This is a genomic window from Micromonospora solifontis, from assembly GCF_003725545.1.
Classification (GTDB): domain Bacteria; phylum Actinomycetota; class Actinomycetes; order Mycobacteriales; family Micromonosporaceae; genus Micromonospora; species Micromonospora solifontis.
Genome location: NZ_RJLN01000028.1, coordinates 1 through 20,878, shown reverse-complemented (window position 1 = coordinate 20,878; position 20,878 = coordinate 1). Strand labels below are relative to the sequence as shown.

The window sequence follows — 20,878 nt, the reverse complement described above, 5'->3', positions numbered from 1 at the left end:
GTCGGGGGTCGTCACCGGGCGTGTCTCAGGAGGTGGGAGCGGGATTGGGCGGCCGGGCGGCCGCCGGCGGCCGGTCACCGGGCGGTGAGGATCCGCTCACCGTCGGTGCGGCTTCCGACGAATCGCCCATACCGGGACCCGGGGTCGGAGCGGCCAGTCCGTTGTCGGCCGGCGGCCGGGCCACGTCCCGCTGCTCGGGCAGCGGCGGAGTGAACACCGTGCGGTCCAGGCGGCCCACCTCCGGCGCGGGGTCCACCCCGCGTACGCCGGGACGGGCGGCCAGGGCCCGCAGCGCGTCCGGGGCGTCCCGCACCACCGCGGCGTACACGCAGGCGCAGGCCGCCCGGTAGGCGGCCGCCTCCCGGGCCGCGACCGCGGCACCGGTGTCGTACACCCGGCGCAGCCCGGGTTCGGCGGTGGCCGCCAGGGCGGCGGCGCGCGCCCGGTAGTCGGCGGCCTCCCGGTCCTTGCGGGCGGCCACCTCGGCCATCCCGGCGACCACGTCGTCGGGCAACCGCAACGCGGCGAGCCGGACGATCTCGGTCTGCCGCCCGGGCAGGGGCACCCGGGCGACCACCGCCGAGACCGGCGTGCCACCGAGCGCGGCGGCCGCCTGCGCGGGGGTCAGGTACGCGTCGAACGACACCAGGGCCCAGGCGCCGGGCGCCGGGGCGGCGAGCCCGGCCAGCTCGCCGGCGGCGGTGCGCAGGTAGGCCGGGATGTCGTCGCCGTCGGCCACGCCGACCCGGGTGACCTCCCCGACCGTCCGGTCCCCCACCGGCTCGTCCCGCCGCTGCGCCACGGCGACCACCAGCACCACCGCCGCGCAGGCGAGCGCGATCCAGCTGAGAGCTCGCGCGGAACGGGCGGCGGGCACGCTTGTCATCCCTCGTCGGACGGTCGGTGGGGCGGTTCAGGCGCCGAGGATCTCCAGCGCCCGGGCCAGGTCGTCCGGGTACTCGCTGACGAACGTGACCTCCTCGCCGGTGCGCGGGTGCAGGAAGCTCAACGACCGGGCGTGCAGCCACTGCCGGGCCAGCCCGAGCCGGGCCGCGAGGGTCGGGTCGGCGCCGTAGGTCAGGTCGCCCACGCAGGGGTGGCGCAGGCTGGAGAAGTGCACCCGGATCTGGTGGGTACGCCCGGTCTCCAGCCGCACGTCGAGCAGGCTCGCCGCCGGGAACGCCTCGATTGTGTCGTAGTGGGTGATGCTCGGCTTGCCGCCGGAGACCACGGCCCAGCGGTAGTCGTGGTGCGGGTGCCGGTCGATCGGCGCGTCGATGGTGCCGCGCAGCGGATCCGGGTGGCCCTGCACCACGGCGTGGTAGCGCTTCTCCACCTCGCGGTACTTGAACGCCCGCTTCAACGCGGTGTACGCCTGCTCGCTCTTGGCCACCACCATGATGCCGGTGGTGCCCACATCGAGCCGGTGCACGACGCCCTGCCGCTCGGCCGCGCCGCTGGTGGAGATCCGGTGGCCGATCGCGGCCAGCCCGCCGATCACCGTCGGGCCGGTCCAGCCGGGGCTGGGATGGGCGGCCACGCCGACCGGCTTGTCCACCACCACGATGTCGTCGTCGGCGTAGACCACGGTCAGGCCCGGCACCGCCTGCGGCACCACGGTCGGCGGGGCGGCCGGCGCGGGCAGCGTGACCTCCAGCCAGGAGCCCGCCTTGACCTTGTGCGAGTTGGGCCGGGCCGCGCCGTCCACCAGCGCGTCCCCGGCGTCGACCAGCGCCGCCGCGGCGGTCCGGGAGAGCCCGAAGAGCCGGGACACCGCCTGGTCGAGGCGCATGCCGTCGAGGCCGTCCGGGACGGGCAGGGAGCGGTGGTCGCCGCCGGCGGCGAAGACGGAGGTCACGCCCGCTCCCGCTGGTCGGCGGGCAGCGCGTCACCGGACCGCTCGGCGGTGGCCCGGGAGCCGTCCCGCTGCCGGCCGGTGAGTTCCAGGAACACCGCCAGCACCACCCCGCAGACCAGCGAGCTGTCGGCCAGGTTGAACACCGGCCAGACCTGCCCGTACGGGTCGAAGAGGCTGACCATGTCGACCACGTGGCCGACGAAGTGCCCGGGCGCCCGGAAGACCCGGTCGGTCAGGTTGCCCAGGGCGCCGCCGAGCACCAGGCCGAGCGAGACGGCCCAGGGCAACGAGCGCAGCCGCAGCGCCATCCAGGCGATCCAGCCGATCACGGCGACGGTGATCAGCGGGAAGACCCAGGTGTGGTCGGAGCCGATGCTCCAGGCCGCGCCGCTGTTGCGGGTCAGGGTGAGGTAGACGGCGCCGCCGAGCAGCGACACCGGGCCCCGGCCGGTGAGGGACGACAGGGCCAGCTGCTTGGTCACCAGGTCGGCGACGAGGGCGGCCACGGCGACGCCGAGGAGAACCCCGACGGCCTTACGGCGGGGCGTGCCGCCGGTCGACTCAGCGGTGCCGGACCCGGCGGGCGGTGCTGCGGTCATCTGCTCCCCATCGACGCTCCCGACGGCGCTGGCGCGCCGTCCGACCAAGGCCGCCGGGGAGCGGTCTCAGCGCCGCTCCTCCAGCTGCTTGCAGGTCACGCAGAGGGTGGCCGACGGGAACGCGGCGAGCCGCTCCACCGGGATCGGGTTGCCGCACCGCTCGCACCAGCCGTACCCGCCCTCGTCGAGCCGCTCCAGGGCGCGCTCGACCTGCGTGATCCGCTCTTTGATGCTGTTGGCGAGGGAGATCTCCTGCTCGCGCTCGAACGTCTTGGTGCCGGTGTCGGCCTGGTCATCCCCGGCCGAGTCGGTCAGCCGGTCGCGCTGCAGCTCGGTGATCTCGCTCAGCGTCTGATCGTACTCGGCATTCAGTTCGTCCCGCCGCGCCGCCAGCGCGGCCCGGATCTTCTCGGTCTCCGCCGCGCTGCGGGTGGCCTTCGCCACCGGCTTGCGGCCGGCGGTCCTGGTGTCGGCTGGCTTCGCCATCGTCAGCTCCCTCAGCCGCGTACCGCGGCGGTCGACGGTCCCTGGGCAGGGTCACCGGTATCGGTACCCCAGGTACGAAACGGGCGCGCGGCCAGCACGACCGCGCACTCCGGAGGGTGGCAAGAATACGGAACGTACAGGCGTCCGACAACGTGCCGCACCGTCGCACCGCGATTCAGCCACGAATAGCCACCAATTGGGGCAAAGGGAACGTTAGCAGATCAATCGCCCCGGTCCTCGCCGTACTCGCCAAACCACCGGGCCAACCGACCCCGCCGGCTGACCGCACGCAGCCGGCGCTCGGCCTCGTCCCGCGTCTCGGCGGTGGCCACGATGAGCAGGCTGTCGCCGACCTTGAGCCGGGTGTCCGGGCCGGGTACGAAGCCCGCGCCGTCGCGCAGCACCAAGGTCACCGACGCCCCCACCGGCAGCCGCAGCTCGTCCACGTGCACCCCGCTGAGCCGGGACCCGGGCGGCACCTCCAACTGGAGCAGGTCGGCCCGCATCCGTTCCAGCGGGGCCGTCTCGACCCGCACCTCGGCCGCCTCGGCCGGCGCGGTCACCCCGAGCCGCCGGGCCGCCGGGGCGAGCGTCCCGGCCTGGAGCAGGGTGAAGATCACCACCAGCACGAAGACCGCGTCGAAGAGCCGGTCCGCGCCGGGCACCCGCAGCGAGAGCGGAATGGTGGCCAGCACGATCGGCACCGCCCCGCGCAGCCCCGCCCAGGAGAGGAAGAGCTGCTCCCGGCGGGGGAAGCGGAACGGCAGCGCGGAAACCGCCACCGACAGCGGCCGGGCGAGCAGCAGCAGGGCCAGCCCGGTCACCACGGCCGGCAGCACCGCGGCCGGCAGCCGGCCCGGCGACACCAGCAGGCCCAGCAGGACGAACAGGCCGATCTGGGCCAGCCAGGCCAGGCCGTCGGCGAACCCGAGGATCGCCTGCCGGTGCGGCAGCCGGGCGTTGCCGAGCAGCACCCCGGCGACGTAGACGGCGAGGAAGCCGGAGGCGTGCAGCACCGAGCCGGCCGCGTACGCCAGCACCGTGAAGCCGACCACCGCGATCGGGTAGAGGCCGGCGGAGGGCAGCGCGGCCCGACGCAGGGCGTACCGGCCGGTGATGCCGGCGGCCACCCCGACGGCCGCCCCGACGCCCAGCTCGTAGCCGACCAGGAGCACCTCGAACCACCACGGGTGGGCGAGTTCCGTGCTGCGGGAGAGCAGCACCACCACGATCACCGCCGGGGCGTCGTTCATGCCGGACTCCGCCTCCAGGGTGGCCACCAGGCGCGGGGGCAGGCGCAGCCGGCGCAGGGTGGCGAAGACGGCCGCCGCGTCGGTGGAGGAGAGCACCGCGCCGTAGAGCAGGGCCAGCCGCCAGTCGAGGCCGAGCGCCAGGTGCACGACGAGGCCGACCACCGCGATGCTGACCACCACGCCGACCGTGGAGAGCGCGGCGGCCATCCCGAGCACCGGGCGCAGGGTGCTCCACCGCGCGCTCAACCCACCCTCGGCGATGATCACGATGAGCGCGCAGAAGCCCAGCACCCGGGTCAGCTCGACGTCGTCGAAGCGGATGCCCAGCCCCGCCTCGCCGATCGCCACCCCGAGCGCCAGGTAGACCAGGAGACTCGGCACGCCGAGCCGGGTGGAGAAGCGCACCGCGCCCACCGCCACGAGCAGGACGGCCGCGCCGAGCAACAGCGCGAGATCCAGCCCAGGGGTCATCCGCTACCGGCCCGCGCGGTCCTCACTCGGCCGATCCGTCACGCAGCCGGCGCAGCACGTCGGCCAGGCCGGCGGCCGGGCGATCGACCAGGAAGAGCTTGTCCCGGCTGGCCGCGCCGGCGCGCAGCGAGACCGCCGCCGGCCGGACCCCGAGGGCGTCGGCCAGGGCGCGGCGGGCCGCCTCGGTGGCGCGCCCGTCCACCGCGGGCGCGGTCACGGCGATCACCAGGGCCGGCCCGTGCGGACCGTCGAAGCGGCCGCCGACCCGGGCCCGCGAGACGCCGGGCTTCACCCGTACGGCGACGGTGAGCGTGTCGTCCATGGTCACCATGATCGGCCCAGGGGCGGGTCGGCGAGCAGGGCGGTGGCCGGCGCGCAGCCGGCGCACGGGGTGAAGCCGAGGTCGACCGCCTCGGCGACGGGCAGCGGCTCGTCGGCCCGGCCCACCAGGTGGGGGCAGTCGGGCAGGTGGAACCGGGGGTGGCCGTCGACCACCCGCACCTCGTCGTCCAGCCCCGCCAACCGGGCCAGCTCCGCCGCCGACAGCGGCTGGGCGGGCGGGTCGCCGTCGAACGGGCCGTCGGCGGCCGGCGAGGTGGGCGCGGGGGCGTCGGCCCGCGGATCGACCCCGTCGGGGAACGCCGCCGGGGAGAGCGGGTCGGCCGCCGGCGACCCGGGTGGTTGCCGCCACCCGGGTACGCCGGCGCCGTCCGTCGTCGGGATGTGCTGGACCGGGATCTCCGGCTCACCGGGCGGGACGCCGTACGGCGGGTCACCCGGTGCGGTGCGGTCCCGCGGCCGGTCGCCCCGGTCCGCCGCGTTCCGGGTCGAGGCCGCCTGGCGGGCGCCCGCGACGAGGGCCACGGCAGCCAGCAGGCTGGCCGCGATGGAGGTGATCAGCAGCGGGCTGGAGCCACCGGCCAGCCCGGCCACCAGGAGCACGACCGCGACGAGGATGAGCAGGATGCTGGCGACTATCACGGCTCACCCCCGCCGCGTCGTGTGGGTCAGCGTCGCCGGCGGCCGTCCGGGACGACCGCCGACGGCGGGATCAGCGACCGGACTCGAGCGAGTTCGAGCGGCCGCCTCCGTAGGAACCGGCGAGGCCGGCGGCGGCCAGGCCGTTGCTGCCCCCGCCGGAGCGGTTGCCCTCGACCCGGGTCATCTCGGCCTCCAGGCCCTGGCCGCGGCCGTCGAGGTCGCGCAGCTGGCTCTCCAGGTAGGCCTTGAGGCGGGTGCGGTACTCGCGCTCGAACTGCTTGAGCTCCTCGATGTGCTTCTGCAGCGCGGTGCGCTTGGCGTCCAGGCCGCCCATGGCCTCCTGGTGCCGCTGGCGGGCGTCCCGCTCGAGGGCGTCGGCCTTGGCGCGGGCCTCGCGGGTGACCTCCTCGGCCTTCGACCGGGCCTCGGACAGGAGCTGGTCGGCCTCCCGGCGGGCGTCCGACACGTGGTCGTCGGCGGTCCGCTGGGCCATCATCAGCACCCGCAGCGCCTGCTGCTCGCCGTCGGCGCCGGTGGCCGGGCCACCCTGGGCGCGAACCTGCTCCAGCTCGGCCTGCATCGCGCGGGCCGCCTGCTCGGCGGCCGCCTTGTCGCGCTGCACCCGGTCGAGCTGGGCCTTGACGTCGTTGAGCTCCGCCGCGAGGCGGGCGTCGCCACCGGGGCCGGCGGGGGCGCCCCCACGGCCACCCCGCTCCACCTGGGCGCGCAGCTCGTTGTTCTCCTCGATCAGACGGGCGAGCTCGCGCTCGACCTCGTCCAGGAAGGCGTCGACCTCCTCCTCGTCATACCCCCGCTTACCGATCGGCGGCTTTTTGAAGGCGACGTTGTGCACGTCGGCCGGGGTCAGCGGCATCGAAACTCCTCGGGTCAGTTGCGGCCGCGAAAGCGCGCTGGTCAGGCAAAAGCCAAGATCAGCGGCGTTAACACAAACCTCATCAGCACGAACAGGATAACCAGGAGCACAAGAGAGGCCAGGTCGACGCTCACGCTACCAATTCGCAGTGGTGGGATCACACGCCTCAACGCGCGCAGGGGCGGATCAGTGACGCTCCACACGGATTCCAATGCGGCCGATGCCCCGCGTCCCGGTTGCCAGCGGCGACCATAGGCCAGAACCGCACCGAGGACAAATCGGGCCAACAACACAATCAGGAACAGGAACACGACCAGGTAGAGCACCTGGAACACGATCGACAACACGGCAGGCGACGTCCCTCGGTCGAGCGGGCTAGCTCAGGCTGAAAAAGCCGCCCTCAGCGATCTTGGCCTTGTCCTCCGCGGTGACCTGGACGTTGGCCGGTGAGAGCAGGAACACCCGGTTGGTCACGCGCTCGATCGTACCGCGCAGACCGAACGCGAGCCCGGCGGCGAAGTCCACCAGCCGGCGGGCGTCCGCCTCGTCCATCTCGGTGAGGTTGATGATCACCGGCACCCCGTCGCGGAAGTGCTCGCCGATGGTGCGCGCCTCGCGGTAGGTCGTCGGGTGCAGGGTGGTGATCTGGTAGCGCTGCTCGTCCTCGGCGGCCACCGCCCGCTCCCGCGGCTGCACCTGCGGGGCCAGGGCGAGGTTGTCCCGGGTGTGGTAGGTCAGCGCGCCGGAGGTCTCGCCGGCCCCGGACCGGGTGATCGAGCGCACACTGGACCGCTCGGCCCGCTCCGGACGCTCCACCTCGGCCCGCTCGGTCTCGGCGAGCCGGCTCGACGCGCGCTCGCTCAGCCGCCCCCGGTCGCCGACCCGGGTACGGCTCGCGGGCGGCTCCTCGGACTCCTCGTCGTCCTCGTCGGCGAACTCCTCCGAGTACCGGCTCGACCGGTAGCGCGAGTCCCGGTAGCCACCCTTGTCGTAGCCACCGTCCTCGTACGCCCGCTCGTCATCCTCCTCGACGAGTCCGAGCCAGACCCCCGCCTTGCGCAGTGCACCCATCCCCGCGCCCTTCCGTCCGCCGTGCGGCACGCGCCCCCGTGCCGTGTCGCTTGATCACGAGTGGACAACGAATGCCCACCGGACCGGATCGGCAATCCCCTGGCGAGCGATTCGCGGTCCGCTCGCCACGGCCCCCGGCTACGGGAACGCCGTTCCTGAACAACACTGATGTAATTTGCTTCTTTCGCGGTCAGGCTACCGCAGCGTGGGGCGCATTCCGAGCAACGCGCTGCCGACGCGGACATGTGTCGCGCCGTACCCGATCGCGATTTCCAGATCCCCGCTCATTCCGGCGGAGAGCACGGTCGCCTCCGGGAACCCGTCCCGGAACCGCCGGGTCACCTCGGCCAGCCGGGCGAAGGCCCGTTCCGGCTCCCAGCCCAGCGGCGCCACCGCCATCAGGCCGGCCAGCCGCAGCGCCCCGGCCCCGGCCACCGCCTCGGCCACCGGGTCGAGCCCGCGATCCGGGTCGGCCGACCCCGGCAGCGCCCCACCGCGCGCCGGGTCGCCGTCGATGCTCACCTGCACCAGCACGTCCAGCGGCCGGTCCCGGCCGGCCGCCGCCGCGGCGTCCAGGGCCCCGGCCAGCCGGACGCTGTCGACCGACTGGACCACGTCGGCGTACCGGACCACCGAACGGCACTTGTTGCGCTGCAGCTGACCGATGAAGTGCCAGCGCGGCGTCGCCCCGGCCGCGGCCGCCTCGGCGGCCTTCGGGGCCGCCTCCTGGTCACGGTTCTCCCCGACGTCGGTGACCCCGAGCCCGGCGAGGGCCACCACGTCGCCGGCCGGGTAGGTCTTGGTCACCGCGACCAGGGTGACCTCGCCCCGGTCCCGGCCGGCCGCCGTGCAGGCGTCGGCGATCCGGGCGCGCACCCGGGCGAGCCCGGCCGCGAGCTCGGCGCGACGATCCGGTCGCACCGTGGCGGAAGTGTCGGTCATCGGCGCGGCTCAGGACCCGTTCTTGAGGAAGTCGGGCACGTCGACGTCGTCGAAGAGCACCCGACGCGGCGACTGCTGCGGGGGCGGCATGGTGGCCGGCGGGGTGACCGGCGCGGTGGCCTGGGCCGGCTGGTTCTGGTTGCTCTTGCGGGCCGGCTCCACCGCCTTGTACGCGGGCGCGCCCCCGTCGAACCCGGCCGCGATCACCGTCACCCGCACCTCGTCGCCGAGCGCGTCGTCGATGACCGCGCCGAAGATGATGTTGGCGTCCGGGTGGGCGGCGTCGGTGACCAGCTGCGCGGCGTCGTTGATCTCGAACAGGCCGAGGTCGGAGCCGCCGGCGATGGAGAGCAGCACGCCGCGCGCGCCGTCCATGCTCTGCTCCAGCAGCGGGCTGGAGATGGCCGCCTCGGCCGCCTCGACCGCACGGTTCTCGCCGCGGGCGCTGCCGATGCCCATCAGCGCGCTGCCGGCGCCGCTCATCACGCTCTTGACGTCGGCGAAGTCCAGGTTGATCAGACCCGGCGTGGTGATCAGGTCGGTGATGCCCTGGACACCGGAGAGGAGCACCTGGTCGGCGGTCCGGAAGGCGTCCATCATGGAGATGTTGCGGTCGCCGAGGGCGAGCAGCCGGTCGTTGGGGATCACGATGAGCGTGTCGCACTGGTTGCGCAGCTCCTCGATGCCGGACTCGGCCTGCACCTGGCGGCGCTTGCCCTCGAACGAGAACGGCCGGGTGACCACACCGATGGTGAGCGCGCCGAGCTTGCGGGCGATGTTCGCCACCACCGGCGCCCCGCCGGTGCCGGTGCCGCCGCCCTCGCCGCAGGTCACGAAGACCATGTCGGCGCCCTTGAGCACCTCCTCGATCTCGTCGCGGTGGTCCTCGGCGGCGTTCTTGCCGACGTCCGGGTTGGCCCCCGCGCCCAGCCCCCGGGTCAGCTCGCGGCCGACGTCGAGCTTGACGTCGGCGTCGCTCATCAGCAGCGCCTGCGCATCGGTGTTGATCGCGATGAACTCGACGCCCTTGAGCCCAACCTCGATCATCCGGTTGACGGCGTTGACGCCGCCGCCCCCGATGCCGACGACCTTGATGACCGCCAGGTAGTTGTGCGGAGGTGTCATCTCCGGTCCTTTCCCTTCGAGATTGGCATGGGCCGACCCCACACGGCTTGGCCAGACCAGCGGCGGAGCATTTCCCGGCGGGTCCCACTGCCGAAACCCTCACCCTCTACTAGAGGCTTAGGGCGATGTCAACCACTGATCTCTTCGGGGCAACGTATGCGCCGCCGCGCGATGAGCCAAGGACCTTTCCGGCGTGTCGCCGGCCGGAGCGGGCCGGGTCACGTCCCACTGACCGGCGGATCACTGGTAGGTGACCACGTCCGGGGCGCTGACGTCGATCGTGTCGGCCTTCCGACCGAGCAGCGCGGTGGCCACTTCGGACTTCTTCGGCCCCTGGGTCGCGTCGCCCCAGAACACCGTCCGGTCGCCGCGCAGCCGCAGGGTGATCCGGGCCAGCCCGGCCACGTCCACGGCGACCAACTCCGCCCGCAACCGGGGGCTGAGCGCGGCGAGCACCGCCAGGCCGGCCCGGGTGCCCGGGTCGTCCGGGGCGGGCCGGCCCACCCGGATCACCGGCAACCCGTCGGGAGCGCGGGGCACGTCCTGGAAGACCACGCCGGCGCGGTCGACCACGGCGAACCGGTCCCCCTGCGGCACCACGGCCACCGGGGTCCGCTCCACCACCCGGATCACCAGCGTTCCCGGCCAGTCCCGCGCCACGGTGGCCCGCTCGACCGGGGCGAGCCTGCCGACCCGACGGGCGGTCGCGGCGAGGTCCACCCGGGCCAGCGGGGCATCGTCCACCACCGCCGCGGCCTCCCGGACCTCGACGGGAGTGACCAGCTTCGCGCCGACCACCCGCACCTCGCGGACGCCGAACAGGCCGGTGCCGAGCACGGTCCAGGCGATCAGCCCGGCGAGCGCCAGCACGCCGGCGGCCACCGCCCAGGGCAGGGCCGCGCGCATCCGGCGCTGCCGGGCCCGGGCCATGAACCGCCGGGTGGACGGCGGAACGGCGTCCGCGCCCGCCCGGACCAGCTGCCACTGCCGTACCGGGTTGCGCCGGCCGGCCCCGCCGTCCTGGCCGCGGGTCCGGCCACGGGCCGGGCCGGGACTCATCCGGCCGCGGCCGCCGCGCCGTCCGGGCCGACACCGGTGCCGATCGCCGCCGCGCCGCCCGGCTCGCCGGTTCGGGCCAGCAGGGCGTCGAGCAGCTGGTCGCCCATCAGCGAGATCGGCGGCGCGCCCATGGTCACCACCACGTCGCCGGGCCGGGCCCGGCGGGCCACCTCGGCCGGCACGTCGTCCCACGCCTCGACGAAGACCTTCCGCTCGGCGGGCAGCGGCACCGCCGCGATCAGCGCCGCCGCGCCCTCGCCAGGCTGGCGCAGCTCGCCCGGCCCGAAGACCTCCAGCAGCACCAGCTCGTCGGCGATGGCCAGGGCGGCGGCGATCTCCGCCTGCAGGTCCCGGGTGCGGTAGAGCCGGTAGGGCTGGAAGACCACGATCAGCCGGCCCTCGCCGGCCACCTCGCGCAGCGTCTGCAGGGCCAGGGTCATCGAGGTCGGGTGGTACGCGTACTCGTCGTAGACCAGCACGCCGTCGGCCACGCCCTTGCGCTCGAAGCGCCGCCGCACCCCGGGGAACGCGCCGAGCGCCGCCTCGGCCGCCGTCACCGGCAGCCCCAGCAGGTACGCGGTGAGCACCGCGACCGCGCTGTTGAGCGCCATGTGCCGCCCCGGCACGGGCATCCGGATCTCGCCCAGCGACCGGCCCTCGATCGTGGCCAGGTAGCGCACCCCCTGCGCGGAGGACGCCATGTCGCTCAGCCGCAGGTCGGCGTCGGCCGACTCGCCGTACGTCCAGACCCGGCGCCCCTCGGCGCGCAGCGTCTCGGCCAGCCGCCGGCCGCCCGGGTCGTCGGCGCAGGTGATGATGAAGCCCTCGGGGTCGGTGAGCCGGGCGAAGTCGGCGAAGGCGGCCTCCAGGCTGGCCAGGTCCCCGTAGGTGTTGAGGTGGTCCGCCTCGATGTTGGTGATGACCGACACGAACGGGCGGTAGATGAGGAACGAGCGGTCGCTCTCGTCCGCCTCGACCACGAAGTACTCACCCGTGCCGTGGTGTGCGCCCGAGCCGACCTCGGAGATCTCCCCGCCGATCACGAAGGACGGGTCGGTGCCGGCCTGCTGGAGCACCATGGTGACCATCGAGGTGGTGGTGGTCTTGCCGTGCGTGCCGGCGACCGCCACCGTCCGCCGGCCGGTCATCGCCGCGGCCAGGGCCTCGGAGCGGTGCAGCAGGCGCAGGCCGCGCCGGCGCGCCTCGACCATCTCGAGGTGGTCCTGCGGGATGGCCGAGGAATAGACCACCGTGTCCACCCCGTCGAGGTTGGACGCCTCGTGGGTCATGTGGATGGTGCCGCCCAGCGCCCGCAGGCCGGCGAGCGACGGCCACTCCCGCAGCTCGCTGCCGGAGACCGGCAGGCCCCGGGTGAGGAAGAGCCGGGCCAGGCCGCTCATGCCGACGCCGCCCACCCCGATCAGGTGGATCCGGCCCAGGTCCTCCGCGGTCGTCGTGCCGGCGGGGGTGAACTGCGCGGTGTTCATGAGCGGTACCTTCCGTTCGCGGCCGCCGACATCAGTGGCTCACCGCCTCGTAGACGAAGTTCAGCAGGGCGACGTCACCGTCCCGCCGGCCGTACGCGGCCGCGGCGGCGCCCATCGCGGCGAGCCGCTGCGGGTCCCGGATCAGCGGGATCACCGTGCGCTCCAGCCAGTCCGGGGTCATCTCGGCGTCGTCGACGAGCAACCCGCCGCCGGCCTCCACCACGGGCAGCGCGTTGCGCTTCTGCTCCTGGTTGCTGTGCGGGTACGGCACGTAGATGGTGGGCAGCCCGATCGCGGCCACCTCGGCGCAGGTCATCGCGCCGCCCCGGCCCAGCATCAGGTCGGCCGCGGCGTACCCCAGCTCCATCTCGGACAGGTAGGGCAGGGTCACGTACGGCACCGGCAGGTCGGTGGGGACGGAGATGGGCTCGTTCCGGGCGCCGATCACGTGCAGCACCTGTACGCCGTTGCGGGCCAGCTCCTTGGCCGCCCCGGAGACCGCCAGGTTGATCGAGCGGGCGCCCTGCGAGCCGCCGGCGACGAAGAGCACCGGCAGGTCGGGGCGGAGTCCGAAGTGGGCCCGGGCGGCGTCGCGCATGGCGGCCCGGTCCAGGCCGGCGATGCCCCGGCGCAGCGGCACGCCGACCACCCGGGCGTCGCGCAGCGCCTCGGCCTGCGCCGGCTGGTGCGGGAAGCCCACCGCGACATGCTTGGTGAACTTCATCCCGAGCCGGTTGGCCACGCCCGGCGGCACGTTCACCTCGTGGATGACGATCGGCAGTTCCCGCCGCCAGGCGGCCAGGTAGCCGGGGACGGAGACGTACCCGCCGAAGCCGACCACCACGTCGGCCTGCACCTCGTCGATCACCTTGCCAGCCGCGCGGGCCGCCTTCCACATCCGGTCCGGGGTGCGGACCAGACTCATGTTGACCGAGCGGGGCAGCTGGTAGGCGGGGATCTGCCGCAGGTCGTAGCCGGCCGGCGGGATCAGCTCGTTCTCCAGGCCCTTGGGTGTGCCCAGGCAGGTGATCCGGACGCTGGGGTCGTGTCGGCGCAGGCAGTCGGCGAAGGCCAGCAACGGGTAGATGTGCCCACCCGTACCCCCTCCGCAGAGCACCACCGAACGCAGCGGACCCATCAGCGCCTCCTCTCGCTCGCCGTGCCGACGCGCGTCCGGCCGGGCCGGGCGCCGCGGGTCGCGGCCTGGTCGTCCTCCCGCCGCGACCGGGACCGGGGTACGGACCCGCGGTCCGCCCCGGGCGACGCCGGTCGGCGACGCCGGCCGGGAAGCGGCGGCAACGGGGCCCAGACTAGTCGGACCCATCGGGCCGGCGGACGGGCATGCAGGGCTCGGGCCGCGTCCGGCTCGGCGCGGGCGAAGGAAGCGAGCATCCCGACCGCGGCCAGGGTCACCACCAGGGCGCTGCCGCCGTCGGAGATGAACGGCAGCGGTACGCCGGTCAGCGGCAGCAGCCCGGTCACCCCGCCGATGTTGATCACGGCCTGGCCGACCAGCCAGGCGGTGACCCCGGCGGCGGCGAGCCGGCGGAACGGGTCCTCGACCCGCCGGGCGATCCGTAGCCCGCTGTACGCCAGCACGGCGAAGAGCACCAGGATCACGGTGCAGCCGACCACGCCCAACTCCTCGGCGATGATCGCGAAGATGAAGTCGTTGTGCGCCTCGGGCAGCCAGTTCCACTTCAGGGTGCTCTTGCCGAGCCCGACCCCGAACCAGCCGCCGTGCTGCACCGCGTACCGCGCCTGCACGAGCTGGTAGCAGCCCTCCAGCTTTTCCTGGAAGCAGGTCTTCGGGTCGGGCGGGTCGAGGAACGAGGTGAGCCGGGTCAGCCGATAGTTGTCGGCGTCCCGGGAGCCGGAGCCGGCGCCCAGCGAGGCGGCGGCGACCAGCAGGCCGACGCCGGCCAGGCCGACCGCGGAGAGCGCGGCGAACACCTGCAGCCGGACCCCGGCCGCCCAGAGCATCCCGACCACCAGCGCCAGCAGGCAGAGCATGCTGCCCAGGTCGTTGTAGCCGACCAGCACGAAGAGCAGGCCGACCACCGGGAACAGCGGGGTGGCCAGCTCCTTCCACCAGCCCAGCGCGGCGCCCTTGCGGGCCAGCACGTGCGCGCCCCACAACACCAGCGCGAACTTGGCCACCTCCACCGGCTGCACCGAGATCGGGCCGAGGTAGAGCCAGAGCAGTTGGGCCTTGAGCGGGCCGATCGCCTTCACCCGGAACAGCGCCTCCAGCGCGACCAGCAGGTTGAGGACCAGCAGCAGCACCACGGCCACGCCCAGGAACGGCCGGCTGACGGCGCGGAAGGTGCGGGCGGGCAGCCGCTGGCAGGCCCAGAACGCCCCGATGCCGATCACCGCGAAGACGGTCTGTTTGGTCAGCGACGCCGCGGCGTCGCCGTCCTGCGCGAAGTCCCGGACGCTGGTGGCCGAGAAGACCATGGTCAGGCCGATGAGCAGCAGCAGGCCGGCGCTGGAGAGCAGCAGGTAGTAGGAGGCCAGCGGGCGGGCCAGCAGGCCGCGCAGCGCGGCCAGCCCGCCGGCGGCGTCCAGCCCGAGCAGCGGGCCCGGCGGGTCGGCCGGCCGCGTCGCGGCGGGCGGCCGCCGGGCCGGCGTGTCGGTCGTGCCCTCGGTGTCGCGTCCCTCCCCCACGTGCCCATCATGCTGGCTGAGCCCGCCCGTCCGTGGCGCAACCGCCCGCTCGGCGTGTCGGAAGCGAAAGGAGGGGCCCCTTTTTAACAGACGTCTGTTAAAAAGGGGCCCCTCCTTGCATCTCAGGTGACGGCGGCGAGGAACTCGCTGTAGAACAGGCCGAGCCCGATGGCCACGCCGATGCCGGCGATGATCCAGAACCGGACCACGATGTTGACCTCGCTCCAGCCGGCCAGCTCGAAGTGGTGCTGCAGCGGCGACATCCGGAACACCCGCTTGCCGGTGGTCCGGAACGAGATGATCTGGATCACCACGGACATCGTGATGATCACGAACAGCCCGCCCAGGATCGGCAGCAGCAGGATGGTCCGGGTGGACATCGCCATGCCGGCGATCAGGCCGCCCAGGCCCAGCGCGCCGGTGTCGCCCATGAAGATCCGGGCCGGCGAGGTGTTCCACCAGAGGAAGCCGACGCAGGCGCCGGCCGCGGCCCCGGCGATCAGCGCGATCTCCAGCGGGTCCCGGACGGTGTAGCAGTACGCCTCGGTGTAGTTCGGGTCGGCGCACCAGTGCCGGTACTGCCAGAAGGCGATCAGGCCGTACGCGGCCAGCACCATCACCGAGGCGCCGGTGGCCAGGCCGTCCAGGCCGTCGGTGAGGTTCACCCCGTTGGTCGCCGCCATCACCACCATGATGATCACGATGATCGCGCCGATCTTGCCGATCTCCAGCGCCGGGATGTCCCGGATGAAGCTCAGCGTGGTGCTGCCCACCGTCTCGGTGTTGGTCGCGTTGCCGCGGACGTCGGTCATGCTGCTCGGGAAGTAGAGCGCCACGACGCCGAAGATCGCACCGACCAGGATCTGGCCGGCGAGCTTGCCCCGCTTGTTCAGACCACCGCTGTGCCGCTTGCGGACCTTCAGGAAGTCGTCGATGAAGCCGACCGCGCCGGAGAACACCATCAGCCCCAGCAGCACCAGCGCGGTGATGGTCGGCTCGACCTGGGCGATCTGCGCGTCCGGCAGGGTGGTCAGCGCCAGGTGGCCGGCGACGTACGCGATCACCGTGGCCAGGATGAAGACCACGCCGCCCATCGTCGGCGTGCCCTTCTTGCCCTGGTGCATGGCCGGGCCCTCGGCCCGGATCGGCTGGCCGGCCTTGAGCCGGGTGAACACCTTGATCGCGATCGGGGTGCAGAACAGCGAGATCAGGAAGGCCACCCCGATGGCGACGATGACCGCCCTCATGCAGCGCCGTCCTTGTCAGCCTCCGCGCGCAGCGCGTCGGCCACCTCCCAGGTGCGGTACCGGGAGCCCTTCACCAGCACCACGTCCCCCGGACGTAGCTCCCTGCGCAGCACCTCGACGGCCGCCGCCTGATCGGTGAGCAGCACCGACTCTCCTCCCCAACTACCTACCGCTGTCGCGCCCTGGTGGATCGGCGCCGCCGGCTCACCCACCACGAGCAGCCGGTCGACACCCAGCTCGGCCGCGAGCCGGCCGACCTGCTGGTGTCCCTCCGTCTCGAAGTCGCCCAACTCGGCCATGTAGCCGAGCACCGCGACGGTACGCCCCGTGCCGCGCATGCTCGCCAGCGCCCGCAGCGCGACCGCCGTCGACGCCGGGTTGGCGTTGTACGAGTCGTCGATCACCGTGACCCCGTCGGCGCGTTCGAACACGTCCATCCGGCGGGTGGAGACCAGGCCCAGCTCGCCCAGCGCGGCGGCCAGGTCGGCCAGCGGCATCCCGAGCTCGCGGGCGACCGCCGCGGCGGCGAGCGAGTTGGAGACCTGGTGCCGCCCGGTCAGCCCGAGCCGCACCGGCGCGCTCCCCTCCGGCGTGACCAGGGTGTACGACGGGCGCCCCCGCCCGTCGACCGTCACCTCGACCGCCCGCACGTCGGCCCGCTCCGACTCGCCGTAGCGGACCACCCGGGCCCGCGTCCGCGCCGCCATCGCGTCGACCAGCGGGTCGTCGGCGTTGAGCACGGCCAGCCCGTCCGCGGGCAGCGCCTCGACCAGCTCCCCCTTCGCCAGGGCGATGGTCTCCACCGAGCCGAACTCGCCGATGTGCGCCACCCCGACGTTGAGCACCACGGAGATCCGCGGCGGCACCACGTCGCACAGGTAGCGGATGTGGCCCACCCCCCGGGCGCCCTTCTCCATCACCAGGTAGCGGGTCTCCGGGCCGGCCTGCAGCGCGGTGTACGGGTGGCCCAGCTCGTTGTTGAACGAGCCGGGCGGCGCCACCGTCGGGCCGAGCCGGACGGCGAGCTGGGCGATCAGGTCCTTGGTGGTGGTCTTGCCGGAGGAACCGGTCAGCCCGATCACGGTCAGCCCGGGCAGCCGGTCGACCACCGCGCGCGCCAGCCGGCCCATCGCGTCGAGCGCGTCGGCGACCAGCACCATCGGCACGCCGGGCACCTCGCGGGTGCCGAGCACGGCCACCGCGCCCGCGGACACCGCGCCGGCGGCGTAGTCGTGCCCGTCCACCTTCTCGCCGGGGAAGGCGACGAATAGGCCGCTCGGGGTGACCTTGCGGGAGTCGAACTCCACGGTGCCGGTGACCCGGGCGTCCGGGTCGGCGGCCACCAGCCGCCCGCCGACGGCCGCCGCGACCTCGGCCAGGCTCAGCGCGATCATCGCTGCCCCACCAGGTCACCGAAGCGGGCGCGCAGCGCCGCCGCCAGCTCCACCCGGTCGTCGAAGGGCAGCACCTCGCCGTTGATCTCCTGGCCGCGTTCCTGCCCCTTGCCCAGCAGCGCCACCACGTCCCCCGGTTCGGCCACCCGCACCGCCTCCTCGATCGCGGCCCGCCGGCCGGGCACCTCGATGATCCGCGCGGCGGTGTTCCCCGCGTACGCGCCGGCCAGCACCTCGGCCCGGATCGCGGCCGGGTCCTCGGTGCGCGGGTTGTCGTCGGTCACCACGACCACGTCGGCGCCCTGCGCCGCGGTGGCGCCCATGACCGGCCGCTTGCCCCGGTCGCGGTCGCCGCCGGCGCCCACCACGCAGATCAGCCGGCCGGCGGTCAGGCCGCGCAGCGCCAGCAGGACCGCCTCGATGGCGTTCGCCTTGTGCGCGTAGTCCACCACGCCCCGGACCGGCGCGTCCCCGCTGACCAGCTCCAGCCGGCCGGGCACCCCGCCGCAGGCGGCCACCCCGGCGGCGGCCGTGGCCGGGTCGACCCCGGCGGCCACCAGGATCGCGATGGCCAGCAGCGCGTTGGCCACGTTGTGCCGGCCGGGCAGCGCCACCCCGGTGGCCAGGCTGACCCCGTCCGGGCCGTGGACGGTGAACCGCTGCGCGTAGCCCTCGCCGTCGACCCCGTCGGCCCACCAGGTGGCGGCCCGGTCGCCGGCCGCCGAGTAGGTCACGGTGGCCGGCTTGCGCAGCGGCCGCAGCGCCGGGTCGTCGTGGTTGAGCACCTCGACCTGGCAGCGACCGTCGAAGAGCTTCGCCTTGGCCGCGAAGTAGTCCGCCTCGTCGGCGTGGAAGTCCAGGTGGTCGGAGCCGAAGTTGGTGTAGCCGCCCACGGTGAACCGCACCCCGCCGACCCGCCCCATGGCCAGGGCGTGGCTGGACACCTCCATGACCACCGCGTCGACCCCGCGCTCCCGGGCCACGGCGAGCATGGCGTGCAGGTCGGTCGCCTCCGGGGTGGTCCGCACGCTGTCGATCACCAGGTCGCCGAGGCGGGTTTCCACCGTGCCGATCAGCCCGGTGGTGTGCCCGGCGGCGCGCAGCCCCGACTCGATCAGGTAGCTGGTGGAGGTCTTGCCGGCGGTGCCGGTCACGCCGATCACCAGCAGGCCGGCGGTGGGGTCGCCGTAGACCGTGGCGGCGATCTCGCCGAGCACCGCCCGGGGGTCGTCCACCACCAGCAGGGGCAGGCCCGCCGCGGCGGCCAGCTCCACCCCGGCCGGGTCGGTGAGCACGGCCACCGCGCCGGCCTCGGCCGCGCCGGCGGCGAACTCGGCGCCGTGCCGGCGGGCGCCGGGCAGCGCCGCGTACAGGTCGCCGGGGCGGACCTCCTGGCTGGCGTGGGTCACCCCGGTGACGGCCACCTCGGCGGCACCGTCGGGCGCCGGGACGGCCACGCGACTGGCGAGGTCGCCGAGCCGGACGGGATTCACGGTTCGGGGACGTGGATTGCCGGGCACGGCGTCAGACCCTACCCGGTCGTCCGGTTCCGACCGCACAGCCGCCCCGGTGGTTCGTCGCCACTCACCGATGATGTCCCGCCGTCCCCGTTCAGTGCGGAAAGACCTCGAACTTCGGGGACCGGTCGGTCGCCGACGGCGGCACCCGGTAGTGCCGGAGGGTGAAGCCCATCATCTCCCGGAAGGCCGGCGCGGCCACCGCGCCGCCCTCGCCGCCGGGGCTCCACACGAAGACCGCCACCACGTACCGGGGGTGCTCCGCCGGGGCCATCCCGATGAACGAGCCGACCTCGCCGGGCTGCTGCTCGCCGTTGTCGTACCGCAGGCCGGTGCCGGTCTTGCCGGCCACCCGGTAGCCGGGCACGGCGGCGGCCAGGCCGGTGGCCCGCCCGTCGGGGCCGTCGACGGTGGTGACCGCCTCCAGCATGGTGCGCAGCGCCGCCGCGTTCTGCGGGCTGAGCACCGAGCGGGTGACCGGCGGCGGGGACGCCTTCTTCTTCCCGTTCGCGTCGATCACGCTCTTGATCAGGTGCGGCTGGACGTAGGTGCCGTTGTTGGCGATCGCGTTGTACGCGGCGGCCATCTGCAGCGGGGTGGCGTCCACGCTGTGCCCGATCGGCACCGACCCGTACGAGGAGCCGCTCCACTGGTCGGCGGGGAGCAGCCGGCCGGGGGCCTCCCCGGGCATCCCCTCGCCGGTGGCCTGGCCGAGCCCGAACCGTTTCTGGTAATCGATCAGCCGGTCCCGGCCCAGCTTGTCGGCGATCTCGATGGTCCCCACGTTGGAGGAGAAGGCGAGCATCCCGGGGATGCTCATCTTCCGCCCGTTGGCCGGGTGGGTGTCCCGGAACGGCACGCCGCCCTTGACGATCGTGTTGGGGACTGGGAACGTCGTGTCCGGGGTGATCACGCCCTCCTGGAGGGCGGCGCCGTAGGTGATCGCCTTGTGGATCGAGCCGGGGTCTACGATGAAGCTGGTGGCGGCGTCCTCCCGGTCGCTCGGCGAGTTGACCTTGCCCGGGTCGGCGGCGTTGTAGCCGGGGTAGCTCGCCTGGGCCAGCACCTCGCCGGTCGGCACATCGATGATCACCGCGGCGCCGACGCTGCCCCTGGTCTGGGCCATCTGGTTGGACAGGATCCGCTGGGTCATGAACTGCAGGTCACGGTCGATGGTCAGCTCCAGCGACCCGCCGGGCTTGGCCGGGGTGGTCAGGCTGTAGCCGCCCGGGATCGGCGCGGCCAGGTCGCCCTGCCCGACCTCGTACGTCTTCTTGCCGGGCTGGCCCTCCAGCAGGTCGTCGTACTTGGCCTCCAGGCCCTCCAGTCCGACCATGTCCTGGCTGACGAAGCCGATCAGGTTGGCGGCCAGGTCACCGCCGGGCACCTCGCGCCGCTCGTCCCGGTGCACGCCGATGCCGGCCAGGTCCAGCGCCATGATCTGCTTGGCCTTGTCGATCTCGACACCCCGCGCCAGGTAGGCGAACTGCAAGGGGGTGCTGGTGCCGGGCAGGGTGTGCGGCTTCATCCGGTCGGCCAACTCGGAGACCGGGACCCCGAGCAGCGGCGAGAGCAGCTTGGCGGCGGCGAACCGGTCCTTGACCAGGGTCGGGTCGGCGTAGACGTACCGGGCCTCCACGCTGTGCGCCAGCGGGGCGCCGGTGCGGTCGTAGATGGCCCCGCGCGGGGCCGGCAGCTCGACCGTGGCGAGCCGGCTGGGCAGCCCGCCGTCGGCGTACGCCGGGGTGGTGACGGTCTGCAGGAAGACCAGCCGGACGCCGATGGCGGCGAAGAGCGTCAGGGCCAGCAGCGTGCCGAGCCGCAGCCGGCGGCGCGAGTCGGCC

The 20,878-nt window shown here is 74.0% G+C and carries 20 protein-coding genes; all 20 read right to left on the bottom strand.

The genetic code is table 11. The features are described from left to right. Positions 1-25: 25 nt before the first annotated feature. Complete coding sequence (locus EFE23_RS12415; protein ID WP_123241061.1) at positions 26-886, bottom strand: hypothetical protein; 861 nt, start codon at positions 884-886, stop codon at positions 26-28. A 27-nt stretch (positions 887-913) separates the two neighbouring features. Next, the gene (locus tag EFE23_RS12410; protein WP_123241060.1) at positions 914-1,858 is read right to left on the bottom strand and encodes an RluA family pseudouridine synthase; all 945 of its coding nucleotides are present in this window, start codon (positions 1,856-1,858) and stop codon (positions 914-916) included. Next, complete coding sequence (gene lspA, locus EFE23_RS12405) at positions 1,855-2,457, bottom strand: signal peptidase II (protein WP_123241059.1); 603 nt, start codon at positions 2,455-2,457, stop codon at positions 1,855-1,857. Before lspA ends, EFE23_RS12410 begins: the two co-directional genes overlap by 4 nt. 66 nt (positions 2,458-2,523) lie before the next feature. After that, positions 2,524-2,943, bottom strand: a complete 420-nt coding sequence (locus EFE23_RS12400) for a TraR/DksA family transcriptional regulator (protein ID WP_018785248.1) — start codon at positions 2,941-2,943, stop codon at positions 2,524-2,526. Positions 2,944-3,164: 221 nt separating this feature from the next. Continuing rightward, positions 3,165-4,667, bottom strand: coding sequence for a potassium/proton antiporter (locus tag EFE23_RS12395; RefSeq protein ID WP_123241058.1), 1,503 nt, complete (start codon positions 4,665-4,667; stop codon positions 3,165-3,167). A gap of 22 nt (positions 4,668-4,689) precedes the next feature. Then, complete coding sequence (locus EFE23_RS12390) at positions 4,690-4,998, bottom strand: DUF167 domain-containing protein (RefSeq protein ID WP_123241057.1); 309 nt, start codon at positions 4,996-4,998, stop codon at positions 4,690-4,692. Then, positions 4,992-5,648: a hypothetical protein gene (locus EFE23_RS12385; protein WP_123241056.1), complete on the bottom strand. Its 657-nt coding sequence runs from the start codon at positions 5,646-5,648 to the stop codon at positions 4,992-4,994. Before EFE23_RS12385 ends, EFE23_RS12390 begins: the two co-directional genes overlap by 7 nt. A gap of 70 nt (positions 5,649-5,718) precedes the next feature. Further along, entirely contained in the window at positions 5,719-6,522 is an 804-nt protein-coding gene (locus EFE23_RS12380) for a DivIVA domain-containing protein (RefSeq protein ID WP_123241055.1), read from the bottom strand. A 41-nt stretch (positions 6,523-6,563) separates the two neighbouring features. Next, positions 6,564-6,869 carry a YggT family protein gene (locus EFE23_RS12375; protein WP_123241054.1) on the bottom strand — a complete coding sequence of 102 codons (306 nt, stop codon included), beginning with the start codon at positions 6,867-6,869 and terminating at the stop codon, positions 6,564-6,566. Positions 6,870-6,897: 28 nt separating this feature from the next. Beyond that, entirely contained in the window at positions 6,898-7,593 is a 696-nt protein-coding gene (locus EFE23_RS12370) for a cell division protein SepF (protein ID WP_123241053.1), read from the bottom strand. Positions 7,594-7,788: 195 nt separating this feature from the next. Beyond that, positions 7,789-8,535, bottom strand: a complete 747-nt coding sequence (locus EFE23_RS12365) for a YggS family pyridoxal phosphate-dependent enzyme (protein WP_123241052.1) — start codon at positions 8,533-8,535, stop codon at positions 7,789-7,791. A gap of 9 nt (positions 8,536-8,544) precedes the next feature. Further along, positions 8,545-9,660 (bottom strand): cell division protein FtsZ, encoded by a 1,116-nt coding sequence (gene ftsZ, locus EFE23_RS12360; protein ID WP_123241051.1) that lies wholly within the window; start codon positions 9,658-9,660, stop codon positions 8,545-8,547. Positions 9,661-9,900: 240 nt separating this feature from the next. Further along, positions 9,901-10,719 carry a cell division protein FtsQ/DivIB gene (locus EFE23_RS12355; protein ID WP_123241050.1) on the bottom strand — a complete coding sequence of 273 codons (819 nt, stop codon included), beginning with the start codon at positions 10,717-10,719 and terminating at the stop codon, positions 9,901-9,903. Next, positions 10,716-12,206: a UDP-N-acetylmuramate--L-alanine ligase gene (gene murC, locus EFE23_RS12350; protein ID WP_123241049.1), complete on the bottom strand. Its 1,491-nt coding sequence runs from the start codon at positions 12,204-12,206 to the stop codon at positions 10,716-10,718. Before murC ends, EFE23_RS12355 begins: the two co-directional genes overlap by 4 nt. A gap of 31 nt (positions 12,207-12,237) precedes the next feature. Beyond that, the gene (gene murG, locus EFE23_RS12345; protein ID WP_123241048.1) at positions 12,238-13,344 is read right to left on the bottom strand and encodes an undecaprenyldiphospho-muramoylpentapeptide beta-N-acetylglucosaminyltransferase; all 1,107 of its coding nucleotides are present in this window, start codon (positions 13,342-13,344) and stop codon (positions 12,238-12,240) included. After that, entirely contained in the window at positions 13,344-14,759 is a 1,416-nt protein-coding gene (locus EFE23_RS12340) for an FtsW/RodA/SpoVE family cell cycle protein (RefSeq protein ID WP_199737041.1), read from the bottom strand. Before EFE23_RS12340 ends, murG begins: the two co-directional genes overlap by 1 nt. A gap of 239 nt (positions 14,760-14,998) precedes the next feature. Further along, on the bottom strand, positions 14,999-16,123 hold the full coding sequence (gene mraY / locus EFE23_RS12335; RefSeq protein ID WP_123241046.1) for a phospho-N-acetylmuramoyl-pentapeptide-transferase: 1,125 nt from the start codon (positions 16,121-16,123) through the stop codon (positions 14,999-15,001). After that, positions 16,120-17,517 carry a UDP-N-acetylmuramoyl-tripeptide--D-alanyl-D-alanine ligase gene (locus EFE23_RS12330; RefSeq protein WP_123241045.1) on the bottom strand — a complete coding sequence of 466 codons (1,398 nt, stop codon included), beginning with the start codon at positions 17,515-17,517 and terminating at the stop codon, positions 16,120-16,122. Before EFE23_RS12330 ends, mraY begins: the two co-directional genes overlap by 4 nt. Further along, on the bottom strand, positions 17,514-19,076 hold the full coding sequence (locus EFE23_RS12325) for a UDP-N-acetylmuramoyl-L-alanyl-D-glutamate--2,6-diaminopimelate ligase (RefSeq protein WP_199737035.1): 1,563 nt from the start codon (positions 19,074-19,076) through the stop codon (positions 17,514-17,516). The genes EFE23_RS12330 and EFE23_RS12325 overlap by 4 nt, the downstream gene beginning before the upstream one ends. A gap of 52 nt (positions 19,077-19,128) precedes the next feature. After that, the coding region (locus tag EFE23_RS12320) for a peptidoglycan D,D-transpeptidase FtsI family protein (RefSeq protein WP_233600954.1) at positions 19,129-20,878 on the bottom strand (1,750 nt) is incomplete at its 5' end.